At 73.8% G+C, this 22,274-nt stretch carries 33 protein-coding genes and 1 tRNA gene; 9 read left to right on the top strand and 25 right to left on the bottom strand.

Translation table 11 applies throughout. The annotated features are described in order from the left end of the window. Positions 1 to 30: 30 nt before the first annotated feature. The 16 genes from AB0F89_RS38545 to AB0F89_RS38470 form a co-directional block, all read right to left on the bottom strand. Positions 31 to 747: a hypothetical protein gene (locus AB0F89_RS38545; protein ID WP_367139433.1), complete on the bottom strand. Its 717-nt coding sequence runs from the start codon at positions 745 to 747 to the stop codon at positions 31 to 33. Beyond that, positions 744 to 1,031 carry a hypothetical protein gene (locus AB0F89_RS38540; protein ID WP_367139431.1) on the bottom strand — a complete coding sequence of 96 codons (288 nt, stop codon included), beginning with the start codon at positions 1,029 to 1,031 and terminating at the stop codon, positions 744 to 746. The genes AB0F89_RS38545 and AB0F89_RS38540 overlap by 4 nt, the downstream gene beginning before the upstream one ends. Before the next feature lie 46 nt (positions 1,032 to 1,077). Next, positions 1,078 to 1,230 carry a hypothetical protein gene (locus tag AB0F89_RS38535; protein WP_367139429.1) on the bottom strand — a complete coding sequence of 51 codons (153 nt, stop codon included), beginning with the start codon at positions 1,228 to 1,230 and terminating at the stop codon, positions 1,078 to 1,080. Positions 1,231 to 1,323: 93 nt separating this feature from the next. Then, positions 1,324 to 1,695: a hypothetical protein gene (locus AB0F89_RS38530; RefSeq protein WP_367139427.1), complete on the bottom strand. Its 372-nt coding sequence runs from the start codon at positions 1,693 to 1,695 to the stop codon at positions 1,324 to 1,326. 40 nt (positions 1,696 to 1,735) lie between these two features. Further along, positions 1,736 to 1,915 carry a hypothetical protein gene (locus AB0F89_RS38525; protein ID WP_367139425.1) on the bottom strand — a complete coding sequence of 60 codons (180 nt, stop codon included), beginning with the start codon at positions 1,913 to 1,915 and terminating at the stop codon, positions 1,736 to 1,738. Between the two features lie 128 nt (positions 1,916 to 2,043). Beyond that, a complete protein-coding gene (locus AB0F89_RS38520; protein ID WP_367139423.1) occupies positions 2,044 to 2,625 on the bottom strand; it encodes a hypothetical protein in 582 nt (193 codons plus the stop codon). Between the two features lie 86 nt (positions 2,626 to 2,711). After that, positions 2,712 to 3,065: a hypothetical protein gene (locus tag AB0F89_RS38515; protein WP_367139421.1), complete on the bottom strand. Its 354-nt coding sequence runs from the start codon at positions 3,063 to 3,065 to the stop codon at positions 2,712 to 2,714. A gap of 201 nt (positions 3,066 to 3,266) precedes the next feature. Further along, complete coding sequence (locus tag AB0F89_RS38510; protein WP_367139419.1) at positions 3,267 to 3,872, bottom strand: hypothetical protein; 606 nt, start codon at positions 3,870 to 3,872, stop codon at positions 3,267 to 3,269. Positions 3,873 to 3,983: 111 nt separating this feature from the next. Next, positions 3,984 to 5,960, bottom strand: coding sequence for a M3 family metallopeptidase (locus AB0F89_RS38505; RefSeq protein ID WP_367139417.1), 1,977 nt, complete (start codon positions 5,958 to 5,960; stop codon positions 3,984 to 3,986). 48 nt (positions 5,961 to 6,008) lie between these two features. After that, positions 6,009 to 6,314, bottom strand: a complete 306-nt coding sequence (locus tag AB0F89_RS38500) for a hypothetical protein (RefSeq protein ID WP_367139415.1) — start codon at positions 6,312 to 6,314, stop codon at positions 6,009 to 6,011. 88 nt (positions 6,315 to 6,402) lie between these two features. Further along, positions 6,403 to 6,606 (bottom strand): hypothetical protein, encoded by a 204-nt coding sequence (locus tag AB0F89_RS38495; RefSeq protein WP_367139413.1) that lies wholly within the window; start codon positions 6,604 to 6,606, stop codon positions 6,403 to 6,405. Positions 6,607 to 6,775: 169 nt separating this feature from the next. Next, positions 6,776 to 7,030: a hypothetical protein gene (locus tag AB0F89_RS38490; protein ID WP_367139411.1), complete on the bottom strand. Its 255-nt coding sequence runs from the start codon at positions 7,028 to 7,030 to the stop codon at positions 6,776 to 6,778. Positions 7,031 to 7,152: 122 nt separating this feature from the next. Beyond that, on the bottom strand, positions 7,153 to 7,437 hold the full coding sequence (locus AB0F89_RS38485) for a hypothetical protein (RefSeq protein ID WP_367139409.1): 285 nt from the start codon (positions 7,435 to 7,437) through the stop codon (positions 7,153 to 7,155). Then, entirely contained in the window at positions 7,434 to 7,667 is a 234-nt protein-coding gene (locus AB0F89_RS38480) for a hypothetical protein (protein ID WP_367139407.1), read from the bottom strand. The genes AB0F89_RS38485 and AB0F89_RS38480 overlap by 4 nt, the downstream gene beginning before the upstream one ends. After that, a complete protein-coding gene (locus AB0F89_RS38475; RefSeq protein WP_367139405.1) occupies positions 7,664 to 8,296 on the bottom strand; it encodes a hypothetical protein in 633 nt (210 codons plus the stop codon). The genes AB0F89_RS38480 and AB0F89_RS38475 overlap by 4 nt, the downstream gene beginning before the upstream one ends. Before the next feature lie 77 nt (positions 8,297 to 8,373). Next, positions 8,374 to 8,784, bottom strand: a complete 411-nt coding sequence (locus tag AB0F89_RS38470) for a hypothetical protein (protein ID WP_367139403.1) — start codon at positions 8,782 to 8,784, stop codon at positions 8,374 to 8,376. 174 nt (positions 8,785 to 8,958) lie between these two features. Between AB0F89_RS38470 and AB0F89_RS38465 the strand changes: the two genes are divergently transcribed. After that, a complete protein-coding gene (locus AB0F89_RS38465; RefSeq protein ID WP_367139401.1) occupies positions 8,959 to 9,834 on the top strand; it encodes a hypothetical protein in 876 nt (291 codons plus the stop codon). Between the two features lie 20 nt (positions 9,835 to 9,854). Here the strand turns inward: AB0F89_RS38465 and AB0F89_RS38460 are convergent, their stop codons facing one another. After that, positions 9,855 to 10,553, bottom strand: a complete 699-nt coding sequence (locus AB0F89_RS38460) for a hypothetical protein (protein ID WP_367139399.1) — start codon at positions 10,551 to 10,553, stop codon at positions 9,855 to 9,857. A gap of 53 nt (positions 10,554 to 10,606) precedes the next feature. Between AB0F89_RS38460 and AB0F89_RS38455 the strand changes: the two genes are divergently transcribed. Next, positions 10,607 to 11,089: a hypothetical protein gene (locus tag AB0F89_RS38455; RefSeq protein ID WP_367139397.1), complete on the top strand. Its 483-nt coding sequence runs from the start codon at positions 10,607 to 10,609 to the stop codon at positions 11,087 to 11,089. A gap of 89 nt (positions 11,090 to 11,178) precedes the next feature. Here AB0F89_RS38455 and AB0F89_RS38450 read toward each other — a convergent pair whose 3' ends face one another. The 8 genes from AB0F89_RS38450 to AB0F89_RS38415 form a co-directional block, all read right to left on the bottom strand. Next, a complete protein-coding gene (locus tag AB0F89_RS38450; protein WP_367139395.1) occupies positions 11,179 to 11,562 on the bottom strand; it encodes a hypothetical protein in 384 nt (127 codons plus the stop codon). 55 nt (positions 11,563 to 11,617) lie between these two features. Continuing rightward, complete coding sequence (locus tag AB0F89_RS38445) at positions 11,618 to 11,899, bottom strand: hypothetical protein (protein WP_367139393.1); 282 nt, start codon at positions 11,897 to 11,899, stop codon at positions 11,618 to 11,620. Positions 11,900 to 12,056: 157 nt separating this feature from the next. Continuing rightward, positions 12,057 to 12,287, bottom strand: coding sequence for a DUF4314 domain-containing protein (locus AB0F89_RS38440; protein WP_367139756.1), 231 nt, complete (start codon positions 12,285 to 12,287; stop codon positions 12,057 to 12,059). An 820-nt stretch (positions 12,288 to 13,107) separates the two neighbouring features. Further along, entirely contained in the window at positions 13,108 to 14,520 is a 1,413-nt protein-coding gene (locus AB0F89_RS38435; protein ID WP_367139391.1) for a tyrosine-type recombinase/integrase, read from the bottom strand. A gap of 114 nt (positions 14,521 to 14,634) precedes the next feature. Beyond that, positions 14,635 to 16,404, bottom strand: coding sequence for a hypothetical protein (locus AB0F89_RS38430; RefSeq protein WP_367139389.1), 1,770 nt, complete (start codon positions 16,402 to 16,404; stop codon positions 14,635 to 14,637). Next, positions 16,395 to 17,267 (bottom strand): hypothetical protein, encoded by an 873-nt coding sequence (locus AB0F89_RS38425; RefSeq protein ID WP_367139387.1) that lies wholly within the window; start codon positions 17,265 to 17,267, stop codon positions 16,395 to 16,397. Before AB0F89_RS38425 ends, AB0F89_RS38430 begins: the two co-directional genes overlap by 10 nt. Next, positions 17,264 to 18,073, bottom strand: coding sequence for a terminase family protein (locus AB0F89_RS38420; protein WP_367139385.1), 810 nt, complete (start codon positions 18,071 to 18,073; stop codon positions 17,264 to 17,266). The genes AB0F89_RS38425 and AB0F89_RS38420 overlap by 4 nt, the downstream gene beginning before the upstream one ends. Positions 18,074 to 18,094: 21 nt before the next feature. Further along, complete coding sequence (locus AB0F89_RS38415) at positions 18,095 to 18,667, bottom strand: hypothetical protein (RefSeq protein WP_367139384.1); 573 nt, start codon at positions 18,665 to 18,667, stop codon at positions 18,095 to 18,097. Positions 18,668 to 18,785: 118 nt separating this feature from the next. Between AB0F89_RS38415 and AB0F89_RS38410 the strand changes: the two genes are divergently transcribed. The 7 genes from AB0F89_RS38410 to AB0F89_RS38380 all read left to right on the top strand — a co-directional run bounded on the left by AB0F89_RS38410 (position 18,786) and on the right by AB0F89_RS38380 (position 22,116). Continuing rightward, positions 18,786 to 18,860: transfer RNA gene (locus AB0F89_RS38410), tRNA-Gly, on the top strand. A 62-nt stretch (positions 18,861 to 18,922) separates the two neighbouring features. Next, the gene (locus tag AB0F89_RS38405; protein ID WP_367139382.1) at positions 18,923 to 20,389 is read left to right on the top strand and encodes a hypothetical protein; all 1,467 of its coding nucleotides are present in this window, start codon (positions 18,923 to 18,925) and stop codon (positions 20,387 to 20,389) included. Then, positions 20,386 to 20,529, top strand: coding sequence for a hypothetical protein (locus tag AB0F89_RS38400; RefSeq protein WP_367139380.1), 144 nt, complete (start codon positions 20,386 to 20,388; stop codon positions 20,527 to 20,529). Before AB0F89_RS38405 ends, AB0F89_RS38400 begins: the two co-directional genes overlap by 4 nt. Further along, positions 20,526 to 21,122, top strand: a complete 597-nt coding sequence (locus AB0F89_RS38395) for a hypothetical protein (RefSeq protein ID WP_367139378.1) — start codon at positions 20,526 to 20,528, stop codon at positions 21,120 to 21,122. The genes AB0F89_RS38400 and AB0F89_RS38395 overlap by 4 nt, the downstream gene beginning before the upstream one ends. Further along, the gene (locus tag AB0F89_RS38390; protein WP_367139376.1) at positions 21,119 to 21,574 is read left to right on the top strand and encodes a hypothetical protein; all 456 of its coding nucleotides are present in this window, start codon (positions 21,119 to 21,121) and stop codon (positions 21,572 to 21,574) included. The genes AB0F89_RS38395 and AB0F89_RS38390 overlap by 4 nt, the downstream gene beginning before the upstream one ends. Continuing rightward, the gene (locus AB0F89_RS38385; protein ID WP_367139374.1) at positions 21,571 to 21,906 is read left to right on the top strand and encodes a hypothetical protein; all 336 of its coding nucleotides are present in this window, start codon (positions 21,571 to 21,573) and stop codon (positions 21,904 to 21,906) included. Before AB0F89_RS38390 ends, AB0F89_RS38385 begins: the two co-directional genes overlap by 4 nt. A gap of 15 nt (positions 21,907 to 21,921) precedes the next feature. Further along, positions 21,922 to 22,116, top strand: a complete 195-nt coding sequence (locus AB0F89_RS38380) for a hypothetical protein (protein WP_367139372.1) — start codon at positions 21,922 to 21,924, stop codon at positions 22,114 to 22,116. Positions 22,117 to 22,274 lie beyond the last annotated feature (158 nt).

The following is a 22,274-nucleotide window of genomic DNA, read 5'->3' as shown; positions in this document are numbered from 1 at the left end:
GCGACCGCGCGGCACGCGCTGCGGACGGCTTCAACGCCTGCCCGGCCCCCGGTCGGCGCGGTGCGGTGCGGCCGGTTCGACGGTGTAGGAGCGCACGGTGACCCGCAGCTGCTTGGTCACCGCGTACCGCAGCAGGACGTGCCCCAGCGGCAGCACCACGCCCGTCTCCTCGTCGATCCCGCCGGTCCCGCGGTCGGGCACGTACAGGTCGGCCAGCACGCCGGTGGGCCGGTAGGCGCGGGCGACGACCCACGCGAACGGCACCTGCCGCAGGTGCGGGCACTGCACCAGCGCGTACGGGCGGCACGGCCCGCACACCGGCGGGTGCGCGGTCTCGAACGGCCGGCCGTCCTCGGGCACCACGTGCTCGGGCACCAGGAACGTGACCGGCCCGCCGCGCGGGAACGGCGTCCCGCACACCTGGCAGCGGCGGCCGATCATGCAGTCCCGCTGTCGCTGCGCGTGCACGATGGCGAACTGCGGCTCCCCGACACCGGGCCGGTCGTGGCCGGAGAACCACAGCAGCCCGAACAGGTCGCGCTGCTCCAGCAGCGGGCTGCCCGCGGCCAGGCCGGAGACCTCGGCGTGCTCGTAGGTCAGGTACTCCCGCCCGTCGTCGCGGGTGACGTAGCCGAAGGGGCGCGTGATCGGGTCGACCTGTTCGCCGCTCCACGCGGTGACGTGCGGGACGATCCGGCCGCGCCAGGTAGGCAGGCCGGTGCCGGGGTGCACGCCGGGGCCGCTCATCCGTCCCCCAGCTCGATGCCGTCGAGGGCGACGACGGTGGAGACCTCGCGCCCGTCGCGGCTCTCCCTGTGCTCGCCGGTCTCCAGGTCTTCGAGCAGGGTGTCGACCTCGTCGGACAGCGGCTCGGTGTCGTAGCGGGGGAAGTCGGCCGGGGTGAGGCCCGCGTGCTCGGGCAGCGCGGGGTCGATGAGGGCCTGGAAGTGGTGGACGCTGCTCCAGCTGACGTGGAACGGCGGGTGCGGCGCCTCGTCGGCCGCGCCCACCTTCTCCTGTGGTTCCTGCACGTTGTTCTCCCGGGTCGGGGTGGGATGGTTCTCGGATCGCGCGCGGTCAGCGGTCGCCGGCGGCGTCGAGCGCGGCGCGGCGGGTCTCGGCCTTGCCGGCGCGGCGGTCGCGCCGCACCGGGTCGGCCCGGTGGTCGGCGGGAACGCAGGAGCGGCAGCAGGTCTGGACGCGGGCGGTGCGGCCTGCCATGCGGGCCATCGGTGCCTCCTTCGGGCAGGGGTGGGCGCGGGCCCGGCCGAGGGGTGGCCGGGCCCGCGCGGGCGGGGATGGTGGTCGGTGCGGAAGTGGTGGTCAGGCGGTCGCGGGCGCGGGCGGCACGTCGACGTCGGCGGTCAGGGCGAGCCAGGTGCGGGCCACGCCCTCCAGCTGGTCGACGGCGGTGGCGTACTCGGCGCACAGCAGGTCGAGCTGGAGGCCGGTGTTCTGGAGTTCGCCGAGCCGGTTGACCGAGTGGCCCACGTCGAGCTTGGCGACCAGGGTCGTCACGACGGACGTGACCTGTCGCGCCTTGCCGAGCAGGTCGGACCGCTTGCCCTCGGCCAGGCGCGCCGCGTCGAGCAGCAGCGTCTTCACCGGCCGGGGCACGGCGGGGTGGGCCAGGATCTCGTCGGGGGTGTGGGTGACGCCCGCGGCCTGGAGGACGGGGACGAGTTCTTCGCGCACGGCGCGGCTCCTTCGATCGGGAGTGGACGAGGCGGGCGGGTCAGCCGGTGAACGGGCGGCCGAACACGACCTCCAGCGCGGCGTCCTCCGAGGCGACGTCGCGGACGACCTCCACGTACTCGCCGGGGTCGCCGAACGTCATCTCCGGGACGTCGCCCTCGACGACGCCCAGCAACCCCATGTCCTCGCCGCTCCCGGTCACGCACACGGTGAACACCACGACTCTCTCCTGTCTTTGACCCGCTGATTTCTTTTTGCTTTCCTTCGTTCTGTCTTAATCTTAATGGAAAATGGCGCGAAAAGCCACTGAAAAGGCTCCGCGCGCCATTGTTGGAATGTGATACCCGTCTAGTCGGCGTTCGCGTGCCGTTCGGCGGCGTCCTCGGCCAGGGCGGTACGGGCGAGGTCGACCAGCGTCTCCCGCCACGCGTCGGCGTAGGCGTCGTTGTAGACACCGGCGCAGGCGAACAGCAGGTCCCCGCCGGCGTCGTCGACGTCGAGCGCGGCCGTCATGCCCAACCGGGCGGCGAACCACGCCGTGCTGCCCTCGTCGTCCTCGCCGCCGTGCTGGAACAGCGGCGCGTCGGGCCCGAACTCCTCGCGCCACGTCACCACGTATCCGGAGTCGGCCAGGTGCACGATGCGGCGGAGCTGGGACAGCGGGGTGTCGGCGTCGACCCCGTCGGCGGCGGCCTCGGCGCCCGCGGTCGCGCCGAGCTCGGCGGCACGGCGCGGCAGCACCGCGGTCAGCGCGGCCAGGCGGCGTTCGTGGGGCAGGTCGGCGCGCACCATCGCCGCCCACGTCTCGTGCGGGTCGGCGCCGGTGGCGTAGGCCGTGACCAGCGCCTCGTACTCGGGGCCGCAGGCCTGCGGAGCGTCCTCGGCGGCGTCGGGCGTGGTGGGGGTGTCGGGTGTGGCGGGAACGGGCATGGCGGGCCCTCCTGGTGTCGGGTCGGGGCGAAGCTCGGGTGGGGCGTGCGCGGTCCCCGCGACGGGCGGGGACCGCGCGGACGGCCTCAGTCGGCCTCGGCCTCGTCGTCGGCCTCGGCGGCCAGGCCGTGCGCCTGCTTGTAGGCCACGGCGCACGCGGCCAGCACGCCGTTGAGCGCCCGCAGCCCGGCCGCGGCCTCGTCGTACTGGTGGACGTCGCTCTGCTCGGCGAAGGTGAACTGCATCGTCCGGCCGGCCCCGATCGCCTCGGTGATCCGCCGGCCGACGCCCGCCAGGTGGTCCATCGCGCTCTCCTGGAGCCGCGCGTACTCGGCGGCGGTGGCACCCAGCGCGATGCCGGTGGGCGACTTCTTGTCGAACGTGTCGCCGTCGATTCCCAGGCCCGTGATGATGCTTCGCGCCGTATCGCTGAGGTACATTTCCGCCCGCTTCCGTGAGGCTTTCCGTTTTCTTTTCGTGCTATATAACAACCCTAACCCAGAATGGCGCGTGAAGCCATTTACACGACTTCACGCGCCATTGTTTTCACTGTGATACCCGTCTATCGGGGATCTGGCCGGGCCGGTGCGCCGTGTCGGCGCGCGGTGCGGAGGTAGGCGCGCACGCCGGCCGCAGGTGGCTTACCTGGCGGCCAGGGCGCGCGTGGAACCGGAGCCGAAGTCGGTGACGACGTATCGGTGCTGGGCGAACAGCGCGGCGATCCGCTCGATGGTCGGTGCCATCTCGGCTGGCGTGTGCACCACGACGCCGACCTCGTCGTACCACTGGACCGCTCCGTCGACCAGCCTGGCCGACACCAGCCGCGCGGTGCGGCAGCTCCAGTCGGCGCCGTGCCCGGCCAGGTGCTGCTCGACCTCGGCCGGCGCATGGTGAGGTGCGTCGGGGGCGTAGCCCTCACGCAGTCCGAGTCCGACCAGGACGCCGCTGTGTGGTGCACGGGCCGGGGCGAGCGACCAGCCGGTCTCGGCGGTCAGTCGCTGGGCCAAGGACTCGTACAGCGCGATCTCCGGGGTCCCGTGGGTCCGGCTGGGGTCGCGCACGAGCAGCAGCTCGGCGACCGGGTCGCCGCAACCGCCGAACAGGAACGCGGTGACCGGCGTGCCGGTGACGGTGGTCAGGTCCTTGAGCAGGGCGCACACCGCCTCGAACGGGGTTTCGGGCAGCAGCACGCGGCAGCACCAGGCACCGGCGGCGGTGGCGACTTCGGTGTAGGTCGTCGTGGTCATCGTGGTTCCCATCGGTTCGCGGAGCGTCGAAGGTCGGGGCGGTGCGGGTTGAGGTTCGCGAGCATGTCGTTCAGGCCCGGCCGCGCGAGACCGGGTCCGAGCTGCGGAAAGCTAGTCCGTGATCCCAAGCCTGCGCAGGAACGCGGTCGGGTCCGGGGCCGGGAACCGGTCTGCCGCGAGGGCTCCGAGGGTCATCAACTCGCGCAGTCGTGCCCCTGATTTGTCCTCTTTGTGGAGCAGGGCTGCCAGCACGTCGCACCACGTGTAGCTGTAGTAGCGGGCGTCGTAGCCGCCGACGAGGACGTGACGGAAGAACGCGGTCAGGTAGCGGGGCGGGACTCCGGTGCCGGCCAAGCCGGCATCGGCCAGGACCTGCCGCTCGAACGCCTCGACGGAGTCGATCGCGTCGTCCGGGCCGATCGAGTGCCACGCCAGGTCGAGCAGGGACGTGGCGAGGTCCTGGAGCAGCCGGTGCCCGACGCCGCAGCGGGCGCCGCCCGGCCCGGCCAGGGCCTCGGCGGGCAGGGGCGCGCCGGTGAGGTGGTGGCGGGCGTAGCCGGCCAGCAGCGCGGGGTCCAGCGCCCACATCTCCATCACCACGGACGCAGCCTCCACCACGTCGCGGGGCAGTCGTGAGAACCCGGAGTCGGCGGGATAGCGGACCTGCGACAGCATGGCGTGCACGGCGTGCCCGCCGATCTCGTGCCACACGGTGGCGGCCTGGTCGGGGGTGAGCAGCACCTCGCCGTCCGGGCGCGGCGCGGGCAGGTTCATCGACACGCACACCACGGCGCGCTGCCGCAGCAGCCGGGACTGGGCGGTCATCTCCGTGGTCCACGCGCCGGCGCGTTTGCCGGGGCGCCGGTGCAGGTCGAGCAGGATCAGCCCGAGCGTCCGGTCCCCGGCGTCGACGGCCTCCCACACGCGGGTGGCGGGAACGTGCGCGGGCAGCCCGACCCGGTCGCGCAGCCGCACCTCGAACAGGTCGCGGACCAGGCTGCGCACACCGTCCAGGACCGCGGTCAGCGGCAGGTACTCGCGCACGTCGATCCGGGCCGCGCCGTTCCCGGCCGAGTCGGGTGCGTGGCGGGCGAGGAACGGCCGGTCCCACGGCGCGACGGGCCCCGGACCGGCGGGCAGCGCGGCGTCCTCGGCGGCGGCCAGGCGCACCGCGTGCGGCACCAGCTCGCGCAGCAGGTCGCGCACGGCCTCAACGGACCCGGCGGTCTGCCCGGTCAGCACGAGGTCGGCGTGGTGGCGGTACCCGAGCAGCCGGGCGCGGCGGGCGCGCAGCCGGAACAGCTCCAGCACCAGGCCGCGGGTGTCGCCGTCGCCGTGCGAGCAGCGGCCGACCGAGGCGGCGTGGACGCGCCGGCGCAGCGCGGGATTCTCCAGCCGGGCCAGGATGGGCTGCACGGCGGGCGCGGCGAGGGTGAGCAGCCAGCCGTCCAGGCCGCGCCGGTCGGCGGCGCGGGCGGCGTCGGCCACCTCGTCGTCGTCCAGGCCGGCCAGCTCGGCGCGGTCGGTCACGTGCACCGCGGCGTCGTCCAGGCCGATCGCCAGGCGGGCCTCGATCGCGGTCTCCAGCTCCGCCTCGCGGCCGGTCAGCGTCCGCAGCACGGCCCGGTCGCGGTCGCCCAGGTGCGCGCCGGCGCGGCGGAATCCCTTGTGCACCCGCTCCAGCAGCAGCCGGTCCTCGTGGTCCAGGCCGAGCTCGTCGCGGCGGCCGTGCACGGCCGCGACCCGCGCGTACAGGGCGGGGTCGAGCCAGGCGGCGGCATCGCTGTCGGCCAACAGCGGCGTGATCACCGCGTCGAGGGCGTGCCGTTCGGGGGTGCCGGCGGTCTTGAGCAGCACCGACCACACCTGCCTGGCCGGCCACACGGCGGCGTGGGCGAGTTCGATCGCGGTGACATCGGCGAACGCCGGCGGGCGCGGGTCGTCGCGGATCTCGGCCAGCGCGGCGGCGCGGGCGGCGACGGCCGCGCGCACGGCGGTCTCGACGTCCTGGTCGGTGATGCGGTCCAGCGGCGGCCAGCCGTCCGGCCAGGGCCCGAGTAACGGTGTGGCGGCGGGGCGGGGCGACATGGTGGTCTCCTCCGGTTCGTGTCGCCGCCTGCCTCGTGGGACGGAGGTTCAGCGGCGGCGGGTGGGGTGGTGCAGGGGGCGGACGTCGGCGAGGCGGCCGGTGTGGTGGAGATCGGGCGCGGGGTCCGGGTCGTCGTGGATGTGCTCGTGGCAGTCGTGCAGCGCAAGCATGGCGTCGGCGATGGCGGCCATGTCCGCCACCGCGGGGTTGTCGGGGTACGTCCGGGCGACGTCGGCGAGGCGTTCCCGGATCTCGGCGACGGAGAAGCCGCTGTCGGGGTTGCCGATCCGGACGACCGGGGCGAGGCCCGGGGCGGTGGCGGACGGGGCGGTGGGCGGGGTGTCGGGGTCCATGCGGTTCTCCGGGGGTGGCGACGGCGCGGGCGGCCCCGATGATCCGGGACCGTCCGCGCCGGCGCCGTCCGCCGGGCCGGCGTGTCGCTCAGGCCCTGCGCATCCGGCCGCGCAGGTCGGCCTCGTAGCGGTCGGAGAACGTCTTGCCGGTGTCGCGGTCGGACTCGGCGGTGACCTCGCGGGTGACGTCGATGCCGAGGCGGGCGGCGTCGGACACGGCGCGCTGGCGTTCGGCGCCGCTGGTGTTGCGGATGCGGTCGAGGGCGGCGCGGAGGTCGGCGGCGCTGGGCACGGTGTGCTCCCTGGGGGTCGGTGGTGCGGTCGGGGCCGGTGGGGGCGGCGGGGACGGGCACGTACCGGTGGGGCGGGGAGGCGTCGGGCCGCGCAGGTGCCACTGCGCGCCCGACGGGTCGGGGGAAGCGTGCGGGCGGGGCGAGGGGTGTTCCCCGCCCGCACGCGGGTCAGGCGACCGGCGTGGGCCGGTCGTGCAGGCGCACCGTGCGGTGCGCGGGGATCTCCAGGCAGTCGGCGAAGCCGTCGGCGGAGATGGGCACGTAGGCGATGCCGTCGTGCACGGGGGGCGCGTAGTCCGCGGTCCACAGCCGGCCGCCCCACTCGAACACGTCGTCCTCGATGAGGAAGCGGGCGGCGACGAGCCCCAGCAGGGTCGGCGCGCCGGTGCCGGCGGGTGCGGAGGTGGTGGTCGCGGCGGTCACAGAACCTCCATATGAGTGCGATGATATGTACATCATATGCAGGTGCTGGGCGCGGGTGCAAGTAGCTTTCACACGGTCGGGCGTGGGTGGTGCCGCAGACCTGCGCCACCACCCACGGCCCACTACCGCGCGTCGTCCCCGGGATCGGGGAGCATCGACCCGAACCGGCCCTGGTCGGCGATGTGCTCGACCAGCTCGACGTACAGGCCCCCGCCCTTGGGCACGCGCGTCCACCCGCACGAGCACCACGGCGGCAGCCCGGCGGCGGCCGGCACGAACGCCGGCCGGTGCACGCCCTCGTAGTGGCCGGGGTCCACGATCGGGCCGCCGTAGAAGTTCCGCTCCTCCAGGCACTCCCACTCCGCGTACTGCCCCGGCCGCAGCCGGGGCGCGTCCACTCCGCTCACCGTCGCGCCTCCCCGCTCCTCGGGGGCACGCTCAGCTCCGGTCCGTCGCCCGTGGGCAGCGGCTCGGACTCGAACACGTCGTGCCCTTCGTCGTGCACCAGGTGCCCCTGGCTTTCCAACAGCTCCCGGTGTGCGCGCCGGGCGTCCTCGGCGGTGTCGGCCTCGACCAGCGCCACCACCGGCGTGAGCACGTTCCACACCGGCCGCGACCGGCCGTTCACGCCGCTCACGGCGCTTCCGTCCGCTCGACGGGCCGCACGTGCCGCTCGCACACGTCGACCTCGCCCACGGCCGGGTCGGGGTGGGTGCGCGTGCCGGTGGCGGGCCGTCCGCAGGCGATGAACCACTTGCACAGCGGCCTGCCGGCGGCGTCGGCGGCCCGGTGCCGGCCGCGCAGCGCGTCCAGCGCGGTCACCGGCTGCTCGGGCGGCGGCGGGTGCTCGCCGAACCGCTCCCGCAGCCGGGCCAGCGCGGGGTTGCCGAGCATCCACGCGAGCTTGCCGCGTTCGGAGGGCAGCCCGGCCCGGTGGGTGATCCACTCGCCGACGACGCGCTGCACCGCCTGGATGCCGGTCTCCCCGGCCGGGGTGCGCCAGGCGGCCATCAGGTGCGGATCGCCCATCGGCATGGGCCGGCCGTCGACGTCGGCCAGGGCGGCGACGCGCCGGGCGAGTTCGCGCAGGGCGCCGCGCAGCCGCAGCCGGGCTCCGTGGCCGCCGTGCGCGGGCGCGGCGTGGGCGAGCACGAGGCGCACCGCGTCGCGGATCGGCAGCGCGAACCCGTCGTAGGCGATGCCGTCCCCGGCGACCTGCACGTCGGGGACGTGCGGCAGGCCGGGGACGAACACGGCCGACGACACGGTGGACGGGTGGGACGGTGCCGGCGGTGGTGGTGACTCGGGCACGGCGGGGCCCTTCCTGATCGGGTGCGGTGGTTCTACGCGGCGGCCGGGGAGACGTCGGCCAACAGCGCGACGGCGGCCCGGTGGTAGCAGGGGCGGGAATGCAGACCGGCGGGGCAGTTGCACGCGTTCGGCGCGGTCAGATAACGCCGGTCGCCCTTGGACGAGACGACCGTCCACACATTTTTGTGCGATTGGACGATGCCGCCGTCGGCGATCAGTTCGCGCGCGGCCTCGATCTGGGCTTCGGTGAAGTGCGCGAGCAGTTCCGCCTGGCGGGCGGCACGTACCCTGGCCAGGCAGCGGCGGCTGTAACCGGCCCTGATGGACGCCATCGAGCGCAGCCGCGACCCGCACAGCAGGCACACCTTGCGGCCGGTGGTCAACGCGATCGGTGCACGGCCGGCGGTGAGGGCGAGACGAGCGGTGAGCGTTGATGCGCGCATGGCTGTGACCTTTTCTCCCGGCCGTTGTCTGCTTTTCTTTTTCTGCCCCTTAATCATATAATGGAATTGCGCGCAAATCCATTGTCGAATGGCGCTGGCGTGAATTGTTTGTGTGATACCCGTCAATGGTGTTTTCGGGCTGCGGAATCCCGGGCGCGCACTACCGTGGGCGGCATGTCGTCGCTCGCGCTGGACCTCGTCGCACGCCTGCCGCCGCTGCGCTCCCCGCAGGCCCGGTTCCTGCTCACCGTGCTGGCCGGCCTCGCCGACGACACCGGCGAGATCGGCCCGGTGCCGCTCAAGGCCCTGGCCGCCCGCACCCAGGGCCGGGTGAGCACGGTGTCGGCGCTGCTGTCCTACCTGGAGGACGAGCTGCGCCTGATCGCCCGCAGCGAACACGACCGGACCGGGCCGAACCGGTTCCGGGTGGAGCTGGAGCGGCTGCGCCACCCCGACGCGGGCAGGCCGGTAGGCGACGACGCGGTGAAGGTGCTGGGCGGCCCGCTCGACGGCGACCGCATCAGCCCGCCCCCGGACGCGCCGGGAACGCTGCGGCGCGTGCACAGCCGCCGGCTGCCCGCCTACGCGCAGCGGCCCCTGGTCTACCGGCCCGCCGCCGAGGCGGGGTCGCCGGCGCCGGGGTTGCCGACGCCGCGGTGGACACCGGTGTGGCTGCGCCACGAGGACGTCGACGGCGTCGGGCACGTCTACCGGTCGGGCAGCCGCACCTGGCTGCACAGCGGCCTGGACCTGGCGGTGCTGGAGCGGTGGACGCGGTCACCGCTGACGGTGCCGGTGCTGCGCGCGCTGGACGTGCTCAGCGTGGAGGAGCTGCGCCGCGACCTCGAGTCGCGGGACGCGTCACCGGCGGAGGCGGCCCGCGCCCTGGCACGCGGCACCGGCTACCTGTTCGAGCCCCGGCCGCGCGCCGCCGCGGTGGTCGTCCCGGAGGCGGTCGCGGCCGACGCGCTGTTCGCGCTGCGCCGCCTGCCCGAAGTGCGCACGGAAGCGCACCCGGGCGGGGTGCGTACGCGCGGGACGGCCGGTTGACGCCCGGATGGTCGGGCCGGTCAGGACTGCGGCTCGGGCGCCACGCGCAGCCGCGGGCCGGGGGTGCCCTGTTCGGCGGTCCTGGGGACGGGCCGGTACGGGCGGGCCGGGCCGCGGGGCACGGTGGTGAGCCGGCCGTCCCGGCGCCGCACCGTCACCGTTTCGCTGTGGGACGCGGGGTCGGGGTCGGCCAGCAGGCCCGCGTCGGCCAGCAGCAGCGCCATCGCACGGCACCGCGCGCCCGGGTCGGTGACGTGCGCGCCGTCGCCGGCGACGTAGTCGAGCAGCAGGCGCGCGGCGGCTTCGACCACCGCCTCGTCCCGGCCGGCGTCGTCGGCGACGTCGACCGGCCCGGCGGGTTCGGCGGGGGCGGCTTCGGCGTGCAGGGCGGCCAGGACGCGTTGCAGCGCGGGCAGCAGCACGTCCAACGCCATCTCCACGGCGTCGTTCTCGCGGTGCTCGTCGAGCAGCGCCACCAGCTCCACGACCTCGGGCAGGTCGGGGCGCTGGTCCCGGACGGCGTCGACCATGTCGAGCACCACCTTCGGCAGGGCCAGCCCCACCCGGCCGGTGTCCCCGTCGTGGTAGCGGCCGGCGAACAGCTCCCCGTGGTCGCGCACCAGGTCGACCACCGTGCCCAGAGCTTGCGCCGGGTCGGTGGCGGGCGTGATCGCCGGGACGTCGAGCGCCGGGGCGCCGGGCGTGGTCAGGTGGGTCATGGCGCGCATTCTGTCCCCGGCGAGGCCGGCCCGCCCGCCGTACCCTGCGCGTCATGATCGGACAGTGGCACGCGGTGTCGGCGGCGATGGACGCGCGGATGCGGGAACTGGGCATCAACCGGGCGACGCTGGTGAAGAAGTCGGATCTGGACGCGGGGGCGGTCGACGCGTTCCTGTTCGTCACCGGCCCCTACCGGGAGCCGCAGGCGTGGGAGCCGTCGCTGGAGAGGCTGTCCACCGCCCTGGACTGGCCGGAGCGCCACCTGTCGGACGTGGCGTGCGGCCTGTCGGTGACCTCCTCGGCGCCGTTCGCGGCGCGCACGGTCACGGTCACCGGGTTCACCGCGGCCGACGCGCTGCGCCGCGCGGCGGACTGGCTCGACGACGTCGAGGGACGCGACGGGCACGCGGTCGACGGCATCGGCTTCGGCGAGACCCGCGACGGCCTGGCGCGGGTGGTGATCCACGTCGGGCACCGGCCGGTGGGCGGCGACCGGACCGCCCCGCCGGCCGTCCCGGCGGCGCCGTCCGCCTGACCCGGTGCCGGCCGGGCGCGGGCGGCACCGCGCGACGCGGGCTCGGAAGCCGGGGCAGGGCTTCCGAGCCTGCGGTGCGTGCCGCCGGCTCAGCCGGGTGGGACGTGCGTGAACGGGAAGTCCGGGTCGGGGTGCGGGTCGTTCTCGTCGCGCGGCCACGCGGCCAGCGCCGCCTCGTCGGTGGGCGCGCTGACCGGTATCACGTCGAAGCCGACCGGCGGCCCCCAGTTCGGGTGGTGCGTGCCCACCGTGTCGCGCAGGTAGTCCAGCGCCGCCTGCTCGGTGGGGAACGGCCCGAACAGGGCCTCGACGGCGATCTCCTTGGGACGCAGGTCGCGGTCGTAGACGGGCAGGAAGTACAGCCGGCGGAACTGCGCCACCGTGAGCACGGTGTCGTCGGTCAGCTCGGTGACCGGCCGGTCGGAGGCGTCGACCGCGGTGTCCGGGTCGGCCGTGCCGGCGGGCTCGCTCATGGGGCTCCTTCGGGTGCGTGTGGGCGGCCCCGGCGCGGTGTGCGCCGGGGCCGGGTCAGGCGAAGCCGAGCCGTCGGGCCGTCTCCTCGCCCTGCGCGTCGACCACGGCCTGCGCGAAGTCGAGGACTCCGCCGTCGATGCGGTCGAGCTGGTCCTGTGCCTCGGCCTCCATGCGCTCCAGCTCGTCGCCGTCGAACATGGCGCTGCACTCCTGGTGCTGGTGCCGGGCGATCAGGTGGGCCAGGTCCTCCGCGCCGAGCAGGAGGGAGAAGCCGTCGAGGTGCGCGAACTCCGCCAGGTCCATGTCGTTTCCGCTTTCCGTGAGCGCCGTCTTCATCTTCTTGATCTTGTAAGAAAATCCTATTCGACGGCACTCACGGAAGCCAGTTTCACCGGCCGCACGCGCATATTAATAATGTGGTACCGCTCACGAGACGAGTCGCGCGCATACCTGGGGACCTCCTTTCCGTCGGGTGGATTCCGACCACCGCGCCTCACTTCTCCAGGAGGGTGATCACGTCGGTGCCGTCGTGCACGATCGCCGCCAGCCGCGAGCCGTTGTCCCAGGCGATGTGCACGGTGCGCAGGTCGTCGACGAACGCGATGGTGCCGCGCGTGCCCGGCCGGAGACGCGTGTGCTCGTCAGCCATCGACACCAGTTCCACCCGCCTGCCCGGCTGGTAGGGCGTGAAGTGGCGGAACAGCTCCACCGGCACGGGCGGCAACGGCCGCGGCTCGTGCACGACCTCGGCGGTGTAGGCGGGGTCCTGGTCGGGCAGGCGGCCCTCGTTCCATCGCGGCAGCATCCGCGGCCCGTGCTCCGCGAACCACGTCAGCGCCTGCTCCGCGCGGTCGAACGGGCCGAAGTGGTGCGACCCGCCCGCCTCGTCGCCATTCCATTCCGTCACCTTCAGCAACACCGACGCCACGCTTACCGCCTCATTTCCTTTTCTTTTTCGTGCTTTCCCTGATCCTATTCCACAATGGGGCGCGGCGGCGGAATGCCGGAACCGTGGAATGTGATTGCCGTCATGGCGGCGTGGCTGATCGTGTTCGCGATCGGTGCGGAGGCGCACGGCCGCCGGGTCGGAGACGGCGCGCCCCGACAAGCGGGCCGCCGACGAGGGGGCCGGTCGCCGACGGGTGCCGGTTGACCGGCCCGGGGATGGTGCGGCACACTGGAGCCGAGGATGATCAGCCTGTGGTGATCGCCTGGGTGATGAGCAACCACAGGACGATCCGTGCGATGAACCGTATGACGTTGAGAAGCGTCCGCGCCGCCTGCCAGCGGTTCGGGCGCTTCTCGCGTTCACGGAGCCGTGCAGACCACGCCGTCCGCTCGTCGCCGCAGCCCCGCGGCTGCCGATGCGGCACAGGTCATGGTCGAGGACGTCGACCCGATCACGCGCACGCGGCCCGTGCGACCTCCCCGGCCACACCCATTCCAAGCGCGCCGTCGATTCGTCGGCACGGGCGCGGGAAGAGCCGGACAGACGACGGGCATCACCCGGCCCCGCCGACGATCCTCCGGCACGGCCGGGTGGTTCAGCCGGTGCCGTCACGACGCCTCCGCTCGTCGCGGCGGGCGGACGCGGACGGGTAGGCGGCCCGGTCGGTGAGCTCGCGCCGGCACAACGCCAACAACTGCCCGTCCGGGTCGCCCGGGATCGCCTCCACCCGGTACGGGCCCAGGTAGATGGCGTGGCACACCGGACAGGACGGCGCGTCCAGCGCGGCCACACCCGGCTCGGGCAGGTCGGTGGGCACCGCCCGCCCGTACTCGTCCAGCTCGCGGTGCAGCCCGCCCAGCCACACCCGCAGGTGCTTCCACTGCGGCGTGCAGTCGCACTCGTACTTCGCTTCCCGACGCGGACCCCGCGGCCTCGCCCACGCCAACGGCTTGCTCAGCTCCTCCGACGGGTAGTCCTCGAACATGGCGGCCACCCGCAGCGCCGGGTCGTGTTCCCGCGTCCACGCCGTCTGGTCGTAGATCCCGGTCGTGCGAGGGTCGGCGTGCCCGGCCGCCCGCTGCCGATCCTCCAGGTCCGCCCCCGCCGCCCGCGCCGAGGTGATGAAGAACGGCCGGAAGTCCCGCGCCGTCAACGCCGTGCCGATCGGCAGGTCCGCCGCCGACGCCGACCGCTTCACCAGGTGCAGCACGTCGTCCCGGTTCACCCTGCGCCGCAACCTCGGGTGCACCAGCAGCGGCGCCGGGCCCAGCGGATCGTGCTCCTGCCACTCCTCGTCCGGCTCCACCCGCTCCCGATGCAGGTACGCGTACAGGTCGGCCGCCACCTGGCCGGGCATCCACCGCGTCAGCTGCTTGCCCCGCTTCACCGTCAGGTCCAGCCGGTACCCGCCCTGCCCGTCGTCGCCGGCGTGCTCCATCTCCAACCGGCACAGGTCCGTCGGCCGCACCCCCACCAACGCCAGCGACCCGATCAGCACCTTGCCCAGCGTGCCGCCGAGCACGTGGTCCTCCCGCGCCGCCGACACCAACCGGGTCACGTCCGACACCGTCAACCTCGCCCGCTGCCGGGCGTAGCGCTGCACCGACGGCCGCGACACCGCCAGGAACGGATTCCGGCCCGCGTCCGGCCGGGCCTCCGCCTCCACCGCGTACTCGAGAAACCGGGCGCACGCGGTCAGCACCGTGTTCCGCGCCGACACCGACCGCAACCGGCCGGTGTGCGCCGACGGCTCGTCGGCCAACCACAGCACGAACCGGCTGGCCTGCTGCCGGGTCACCAGCAGCGGATCCACCTCCTGCACCGCACACCACCGCAGATAGGCGGCCAGGCACGAGGCGTAGGTGTCGCCGGTGGCCGCCGCGCGTGCGTAGCGCTCGCCCAGCCACGACGACACCAGCTCGGCCACCGCCGGTGACGGGCTGGCCGGGAAGGTCAGCTTCTTCACGGTGTCGGACAGGGCGTAGAGCCGTCGTCGAGCCGGTTTCACGCGGGGTTCCTTCGGTTGAGGGGCATTCAACGACTCGTTTGGTTCCGTTTCACGCGAGCCGGTGAAACCGGCCGGGAGCCGGTGACCAGCACGGAGTGAGGTGGACGCGAGCGGTCAGCCGGGCACGCGGGCGGCGGGTTGTCGGGGCGGGCCGGCGGCGTCCTGGCGGGCCAGGCGCCGGTCGGACTCCTCCCGGGACGGGGCTTCGGGCCGGTCGCCCGGGGTGCGCTGGCCGCCCTCCGGCTCCACACCGCCGGCGCGGGCGGCCTGGCCGCCCTTCGCGGCGGCGTCCTGCGCGGCGCGGCGGGCCAGCTCCTCCTCGCTGGGGGCGTCCTCCTCGTCGAAGGTGAGGACGCGGCGCAGCGTCTTGTCGGAGATCACCCGCGCGCCGTGCGCGGCCAGAGCCTCGGTGGAGCGGTCGGGGCGCAGCACGAGTTCGCTCGGGTCCCACCAGATGACCTTGGACCTCCAGTCGGTCTCGCCTGCGGCGCGCAGCGCGGGCCACAGGATGCGGCGGGTGAGCGCGGAGCAGATCAGCGACGCGAGCGGGCCGAGGTGGGAGCGCACGGCGTCGTCGGAGATCGACCAGCTGGACCAGTGGTTGAGGTCTTCGATGCCGTTGACGATCGCGGCCGGGATGTCCATGACGACGGCGACGCGTTTGCGGGCGTCCGCGCGCAGCACCGGCACCTGCGCGTCGAACGGCGTGGAGAAGGTGATGTGCTTGATCGGCCCGGCGCCCTGGAACGCCTCGTCGGGCACCATCAGCGTGATCGGGGCGACCGCGGAGGCGGCGTCCGGGTTGGCGATGGCCGTGCTGATCGCGGTCATCAGGGCGGTGAAGAACGGGTGCGCGTTGAGCGGGTTGGCGCCGCCGCCCTGCGCGGGCCCGGGGTTGGGCATCGTGGCGTTCTCGGACACGACGGCGACACCGGCGCCCGCCAGGCGGCTGTTGATGTCCGCGCCGACCCTGCGGTTGAGGCCGTCCAACTCCTCGAAGATGCTCAGCGCGGCCTCGAACGCGCTGGTGGCGCGCGAGCAGTCCTCCGGGTCGGGGTGGTAGACGGGGATGAGCACGACCTCGTCGGGCCCGAAGTCGACCCAGTGGTCCGCGGAGCGCCGCGGGTCTTCGGGCAGCTTGACGCGCAGCCGCCCGGACTCCATCTCCTGCCATTCCTTGCGCGACACCGCGGTCCAGGCGGTGTCGCCGGTGCGGGTGCCCTCGTCGATGTCGAACACGCCGCGCGGATCGCCGCCGTCGGGGAGCGCGCCGGGGTCGGTGAGCCGGTCCCAGTCGGCGTAGCGCTGCCGGTCGGGCAGCCGGTCGTCGAGCAGCGACCGCGGCCCGTCCGCCTCGGGGTCGTCGAACGCGTCGGCCGGTTTGGGGTAGCCGACCAGCCACACCTCGCCGGGCACGAGCAGGCCGATGGCGAGCTTGCGCAGGATCTCCTGCTGGCCGAGCGGTCCGTCGAACAGCTCGGCCAGGACCTCGCCGGCGACACCGGGGTCGGCGAGCGGTTCGGGGTCGCCGGACCCGTCGGTGGTGGCCTCTCCGATGTAGAGGTGGAAGCGGCTGATGCCACCGGCGACCCAGTCGACGGACTGGCGGGCTTCGCCGCTGGAGCGGTAGTAGGCCCACGCCCGCGTCGACCACTCGGTCTGCAACGGGGCCTGCTGGGACAGCGGCAGCAGCGGCGGCCGGGCCGGGCGGGTCGCGGCGGTCAGGGCGAGCGGCGCGTGCTGGTCGGCGGCGGGCACCACGGCGGCGTCGGCGAGCGGCGGCGGGTCCCACTCCTGGTAGGCGGCCGGGTCCAGCGGCTCGAACGGTGTCCTGGGCGGCAGCAGCTGCGTCAGGACGCGTTCGGCGAGGGCGGTCAACCCCATCGCGTGCTCCCGTCGGGGTCGGTGGCCGGTGTGCGGAAGCCGCGCTGGCCACGGATCGGGGTGCCGGGCTCGGGGCGGCGGATCACCGGCGTGTCCGGGGTGGGGCTGGTGGCGGCGGCGGCCACCTGGTGGGGGTGGCCGCGCCGGCGGGCGTGGTCGAGCGCTTCGGTCTCGGACACGCCGAGCTGGAGTTGCCAGGCGCGGGCGGCCCGGTCGAGCTGCCGGTGCTGCTCCTGCGGGCCGGGCAGCGGCGGCGGCAGGAGCGCCCCGGCCGCGTAGCACGAGAGGGCGACCGGCAGGGCGTAGGCGTCGGCTTCGTCGGTGCGCCACTCGTCGTCGTCGTCCCGGCCGGGCTTCTCGCGGCGGCCGGTGTAGAGGGCGACCGCGTCGTGCTGGGCGCGCGTCAACGTGATGGTGTGCTCGGTGAGCCGGTGGGCGAGCAGGTCGCGCAGCTTCTTGCGCGACATCAGGCCGCGGATGCCGGTGTGCTCGCCGGCGTAGTCGCCGACCGACACCAGCCGGCGGCGCCACGGCGGGTTGTACCAGGCGTCGAGGTGGTGGCGGACCTCGCGGCGGCCGACCGGGGACAACACGGTCACCCCGATCACCACCACCGGGGACACCTGCCAGTACTCGGGGTAGGACTCGGCGAGGGCTTCGAGGACGTCGAGCTGGTCGAGCACGGTGGCGTCGGCGGGCAGCAGCTCGGCGACGTGGGTGTGCAGCCGGCCACCCGCCTGGTACCAGAACATCGACGAGATGGAGCCGCGGTGGCCGTAGACGCCGATGTCGAGCGCCAGGACGCGCGCCGACGGTGCGGCGGGCGCGTCGGCGCGGACCTCCCGGTCCGGGGGCCGGGTCACGCGGTCGCCCCCTGCTCCTGGCCGGTGAAGCGCGCCCGGTTGCGGGCGATGATCTCCCGCGCGTCGGGCAGTCCGCCCTCGGCCTCGACCGGGCGGCGCTGCATCGCCGCCGCCAGGTCACCGGCGTTGAACAGCCCGAACGTCGAGCTGTTGAACTGGCACTCGTACTCGGCGGCGAATCGCTCGCGGCTCATGCTGGCCTTCTGGCCGACGATGAACTCGGGCGTGATGCGGCTGATCTCCGTGTACGGCACCTCGACCTTGTGCCAGCCCCGGGCGCCGCGCCCGGACCATTCCTGCCAGAACCACCCTTGTTGCCCGTTCGGGGTGCTGATGGCGACCAGGTCGCCGTTGGTGGCGGCGAGCATCGGCAGGCACGCGGTGTAGAGGGCGTCGGAGGTGTAGGCGGCCTCGTCGATGAGCAGCAGGTTCGGGCTGTAGCCGCGCACCGTGTCCGGGTGGCCGGGCAGCGCGTACACCTCGGACCCGTTGGCCAGGCGCAGCGACAGCGCGTTGTCCCGCACCAGCTCGATGCCCAACGCCTGCGCGAACAACCTGACCTTCGCCACCAGCAGCGCGGACTGCCGCTGCGTCGGGGAGACCGCGACGATCGTGCTGTGCGGCTCGGTGTGCGCCCGGTGCAGCCCCATCGCCGCGCACGAGGTGGACTTGCCGGACTGGCGGGTGGTGTTGACCAGCGCCCGGTGCGGCCGGCGGCGCAGCAGCGTCGACTGCCACCGGTCCGGCGGCATCCCCGCGCGCCGCATGATCCGCGAGGCGTCCCGGCGCACCAGCCAGTCGCTCATCTGCACGACGGTCGCCACGGCTCAGCCCGCCTGGTCGGTGCCGGCGGCCTGCTGGGTGGCGATCCGGTCCAGCGCGTCCAGCACCGCGTCGTGGGCCTCGGGGAAGTGCTCGGCGAGCTGGTCGAGGATCAGGCCGGCGACGTCGAACTCGCGGGCGGCGGCGGCGTTGGCGTCGGCCAGGCGGATCAGGTCGCGCACGTCGGGTTCCTTGATGACCCGCAGCGCGGTCGCCGCCGCCAGCAGCGCCCGGTCCGCGGGCACCTTGGCCAGGTCGACCGAGGCGGCGTGCGCGGCGAGCCGCGCCATGCTCTGCGCGAACGGCACCAGGCCCTGCTCGGTGAGATCGTCGAACCGCTCGCGGATCTGCGCCGACTGGTGCGCCTTGAACCCGGCCAGCCGCTCCGACCAGCAGTTGCGCTTCGCCGCCCCCGTCACCCGGTCGCGGGACACCTCGAAGCGCTCGGCGGTGCGCACGAACGTGCGCCGGTGCCCGTCGTTGAGCCAGTGCAGGAACCAGTCGTGTTCCTCGCCGCGTTCACCGGTCTGCCGCTCCCACGCGTCACGACCGGCCACGAACCGGAAAGCAGCTGCCACCCGGCCCTCCCGGAAGCCACGTGCGCGCTTCCGGCGGCCACGATGCGCCAGGCCCGGCTGATCACGGCGAGCATAAACGGCCCGCACGCTCTGTGTCGGATACGCTGCGCTGCGTCGTGCGTTGGTGGTGCAGTGGCAGCACGTCCCGCTCCCGGCGGGAAGACGCCTGGTTCGATTCCGGTCCGACGCTCCACACCTCTACGTCGCCTGGCGCATCGTGGCCGGACGTGTCGCAGCTCCGGGAGGCTCGACACGGTGTTCCAGGGGACCATTCCGCCCGAGATGCGGTCCATCGTCGCCCAACACGCGCGGCTGTGGCCCGCGGGCGACGTGTACGTGGGCTGCTCGGGCAACCTCACGATCGAACGCACCCTGCACGGCCTGGAGATGGGCCACCGGCTGCACTCCAACGACGTCAACCCCTACAGCTCGGCGCTGGGCTGGTTCTTCTCCGGGGAGCCGGTGGAGTTCGTGGTCAAGGAGGAGTCGCTGGAGCTGCTGGGCTGGCTGCACGACGAGGACTACCTCGACCACGGCGCCGGGACCCTGGCCACCCTCATGCTCGGCACCCGCTGGTTCCAGTTCGTCGGCAAGACCGGCCGCTACCACCGGCGCATGGTCGACGCCTACCACAAACAGTTCCCCCGGATGCACGCCGAAACCGTGGAGAAACTGAAAGCGCACCCGCTGAAACTGGCCGACTTCTACTGCGGCGACGTGCGCGACTATCTGCGCCAGGTACCCGAAGAGGCTCCCGTTCTCAGTTTCCCACCATTTTGGTCGCGCGGTTATGAGGTTATGTTCGCGGGGATCGAGCAGCATTTCGACTGGAATGAGCCGACGTACGACACGCTCGACGACGACGGCAAACAGGAGATCATCGACCTGGTGGTCGACCGCCCGAACTGGCTGCTCGGGCTGCACTACGAGCTGCCGCAGCTGGAGCCGTACAAGGTCGGCTACGTCAAGACCAGCCCCCGGTCCATGCCGATCTGGGTGTTCGCCCGGCCGGGCATCGCCCGCTTCGTCGGGCCGCGCCTGAAGTCGGAGCCGGTGCTGATGAGGCGTCTCGGCCCGGCCGACGAGCTGGGCGACGACCTCACCCTGCACCCGCTGACCGGGCCGCAGTTCAACGGCCTGCGCTCCGCCTACCTGGCGCGGGGCATCGCCCCGGGCGCCCCGCTGTTCGCGTGCGCGGTCGCCTCGGGCGGCAGGATCATCGGCGCGTTCGGCTGGCTGCCCCCGAAATACGGTCTGGACGCCTATCTGATGTCGGATTTCGCGGTCGGCCCCACCCGATACAAGCGCCTGTCGAAACTGGTCGTCATGGCGGCGATCAGCGCCGAATCGCAGGCTTTGGTGCAGCGGGCCCTGTCCAAGCGGGTCGTCGGCTGGGCGACGACGGCGTTCACGGACAATCCGATTTCCGCGAAGTACGAACGCGGCATTCCCGGCGTGAAGCGGCATTCACGCAAGAACTGCGACGACGGTGTGCACCGGTATCAGCTCCAGTACGGCGGCCCGCTCGGTCAGTGGACGCTGGCCGAGGCGCTGGAGCTGTGGCGCAAGCGCCACGGCAAGGCGACGGCCGCCCCGGAGGAAGTGGTCGCGGAGAACGTGGTGCCGGAGCAGGCCGCCGTGGACGCGCCCGCCCCGAAGAAGGGTCGCCGGGGCGCGGGCAAGACGAAGGCGACGCCGGCGGCCGTGGAGGTGGAGGCGTGATCAACCTGCTGTGCGCGCTGCTGCACCGCGCGAGGACCGGCCGGTGGTGCCGGCACGACGGGTGGCGGCACCGGCCGCTGGACCTGGGGTTGTGGCAGGCGCTGCGCTGCACCGGCTGCGGACGGATCGAGCGCCGGTGATCTCGATCGGCATGGACGTCGGCCACGACCACGACCCGGCCGCGTTGGCGGTGCTCCAGGCCACCGACCGGTTGCGCGACGGCTCGCACCGCCCGGTGTGGGACGTGCTGGAGGTCGGCAACATCGCGCTGCGCACCCCGTTCCAGGAGCTGGCCGCGCTCGCGGTGGACCTGGCGCTGGAGTTCCGCATCGCCGGCTACCCGGTGGTCCTCACCATCGACGCCACCGGCCTGGGCGGGCCGGTCGTCGAGCTGGCCCGCACCCGGTCGCCCGACCTCCAGGTGATCGCCCTGACGATCGGCGGCGGCCGTACCCTCACCCACCACGCGCCCGACGAGTACACGGTGGGCAAGCACCGGTTGACCGAAGTGCTCCAGGTGGCGCTGGAGCAGCAGGGCCTGCTGGTGCCCGACACACCGGGCGGCGAGGCGTTCACCGAGCAGGCCCGCCGGTTCGTGCGCAAACCCACCGCCGGGGGCGGGCAGAAGCACGAGGCCGCGGGCAGCGGCCACGACGACCTGGTCCTGGCGATGGAACTCGCGCTGTGGACCGGCGACACTTTCCACGACCAGCAGGCGGGAGTACCGATTTGACCAGCACGGACAACAGCGGCGACACCGGCGCCGCACCGGCGGCGCAGGCCTCGACGGCGGGAGACGACGCGCCGGCGGACGCGACCGGCCACCCCGGGTTCGACCTGGCGTGGCGGCGGCTCGTCGACACGGTCGACCGCGCCAACCACGACCTGCGGGCCGCGGCCACCGCCGTGCTCGACGAGGTCGCGCACCTCGGACCCGGAACACCGCCCCTGCCCGACGACGGGACAAGCGGACAACCGGACCTGGTGTGCTGGTCGGGCGAGGGCTGGCGGGTGGAGCTGCACCCGGAAGGCCGCATCGTCGCCACCGTGCCGCCCGACGGGTTCCCGGCCGGGGACACGGCGGGCGAGCGGCTGCGGGACTTCGCGTTGGCGCTCCTCGCGGCGGAACGCCGCCGACGGCGGCGCGGCCAGGACGCGGACAGCGGCGAAGGACGCTCGGCATGACCGCCCCCGACACCGCGGCTCCGGACACCGCGGCTTCGCCGGCGCTGCCCACGGTGTACGTGTCGATCGGCAACAGCGACGACCGGCTCACCCAGGCCCAGTGGAGCCGCTACGCCGAGCAGTTCGTGCAGACCGTGCGCCGCCACGCGGTGCGCGTGCACGGCGAGTGGTTCTCGGCGCCCACCGCGCCCTGGCAGAACGCGTGCGTGGCGTTCGAGATCGACCTCGACGGCCAAGCGGCGCTGCGCCGTACCCTGACCGCGTTGCGCGCCGAGTTCCACCAGGACTCGATCGCCTGGGCCGTGGTGCGCGACCAGGTCGAGTTCGTCTGACTCCGGGGAGCCGCGGTGACAGCAGTCGACGTCCGCCCCGCCGCGCAACGGCCCGACCGGGTGCGGCCGGCCCGACGGCGGGCGTGCCCGTCGTGCCCGGCCCGCTGCGGCACGCCGATCGCGTGGCACCTGCCGGAGGACCGGCGGTGTCCGACGTGCGGCGCGGCCGTCGACGGACAGGGAACGGCGCACCACGCGGCTGTGCTCTGACCACCGCGTCGACCGGGTCGTTTCCGGCGGGCGGCGGGCTGGGGCGGCGGCTAGCATCCGCGGCGGGCCGGCCGCCGGAACCGCAGGTCGACGCGGCCCGCCCGGCAGGGCATCGACTGGCGTCCTCGTGGCCGGGTGCACATCACGCGCGTGTGCGG

Origin of the sequence: Saccharothrix sp. HUAS TT1, from assembly GCF_040744945.1 — a bacterium.
Taxonomy (GTDB): domain Bacteria; phylum Actinomycetota; class Actinomycetes; order Mycobacteriales; family Pseudonocardiaceae; genus Actinosynnema.
Note: the sequence above shows the minus strand (reverse complement) of the source record. Positions and strands in the feature narration are given on the sequence as shown.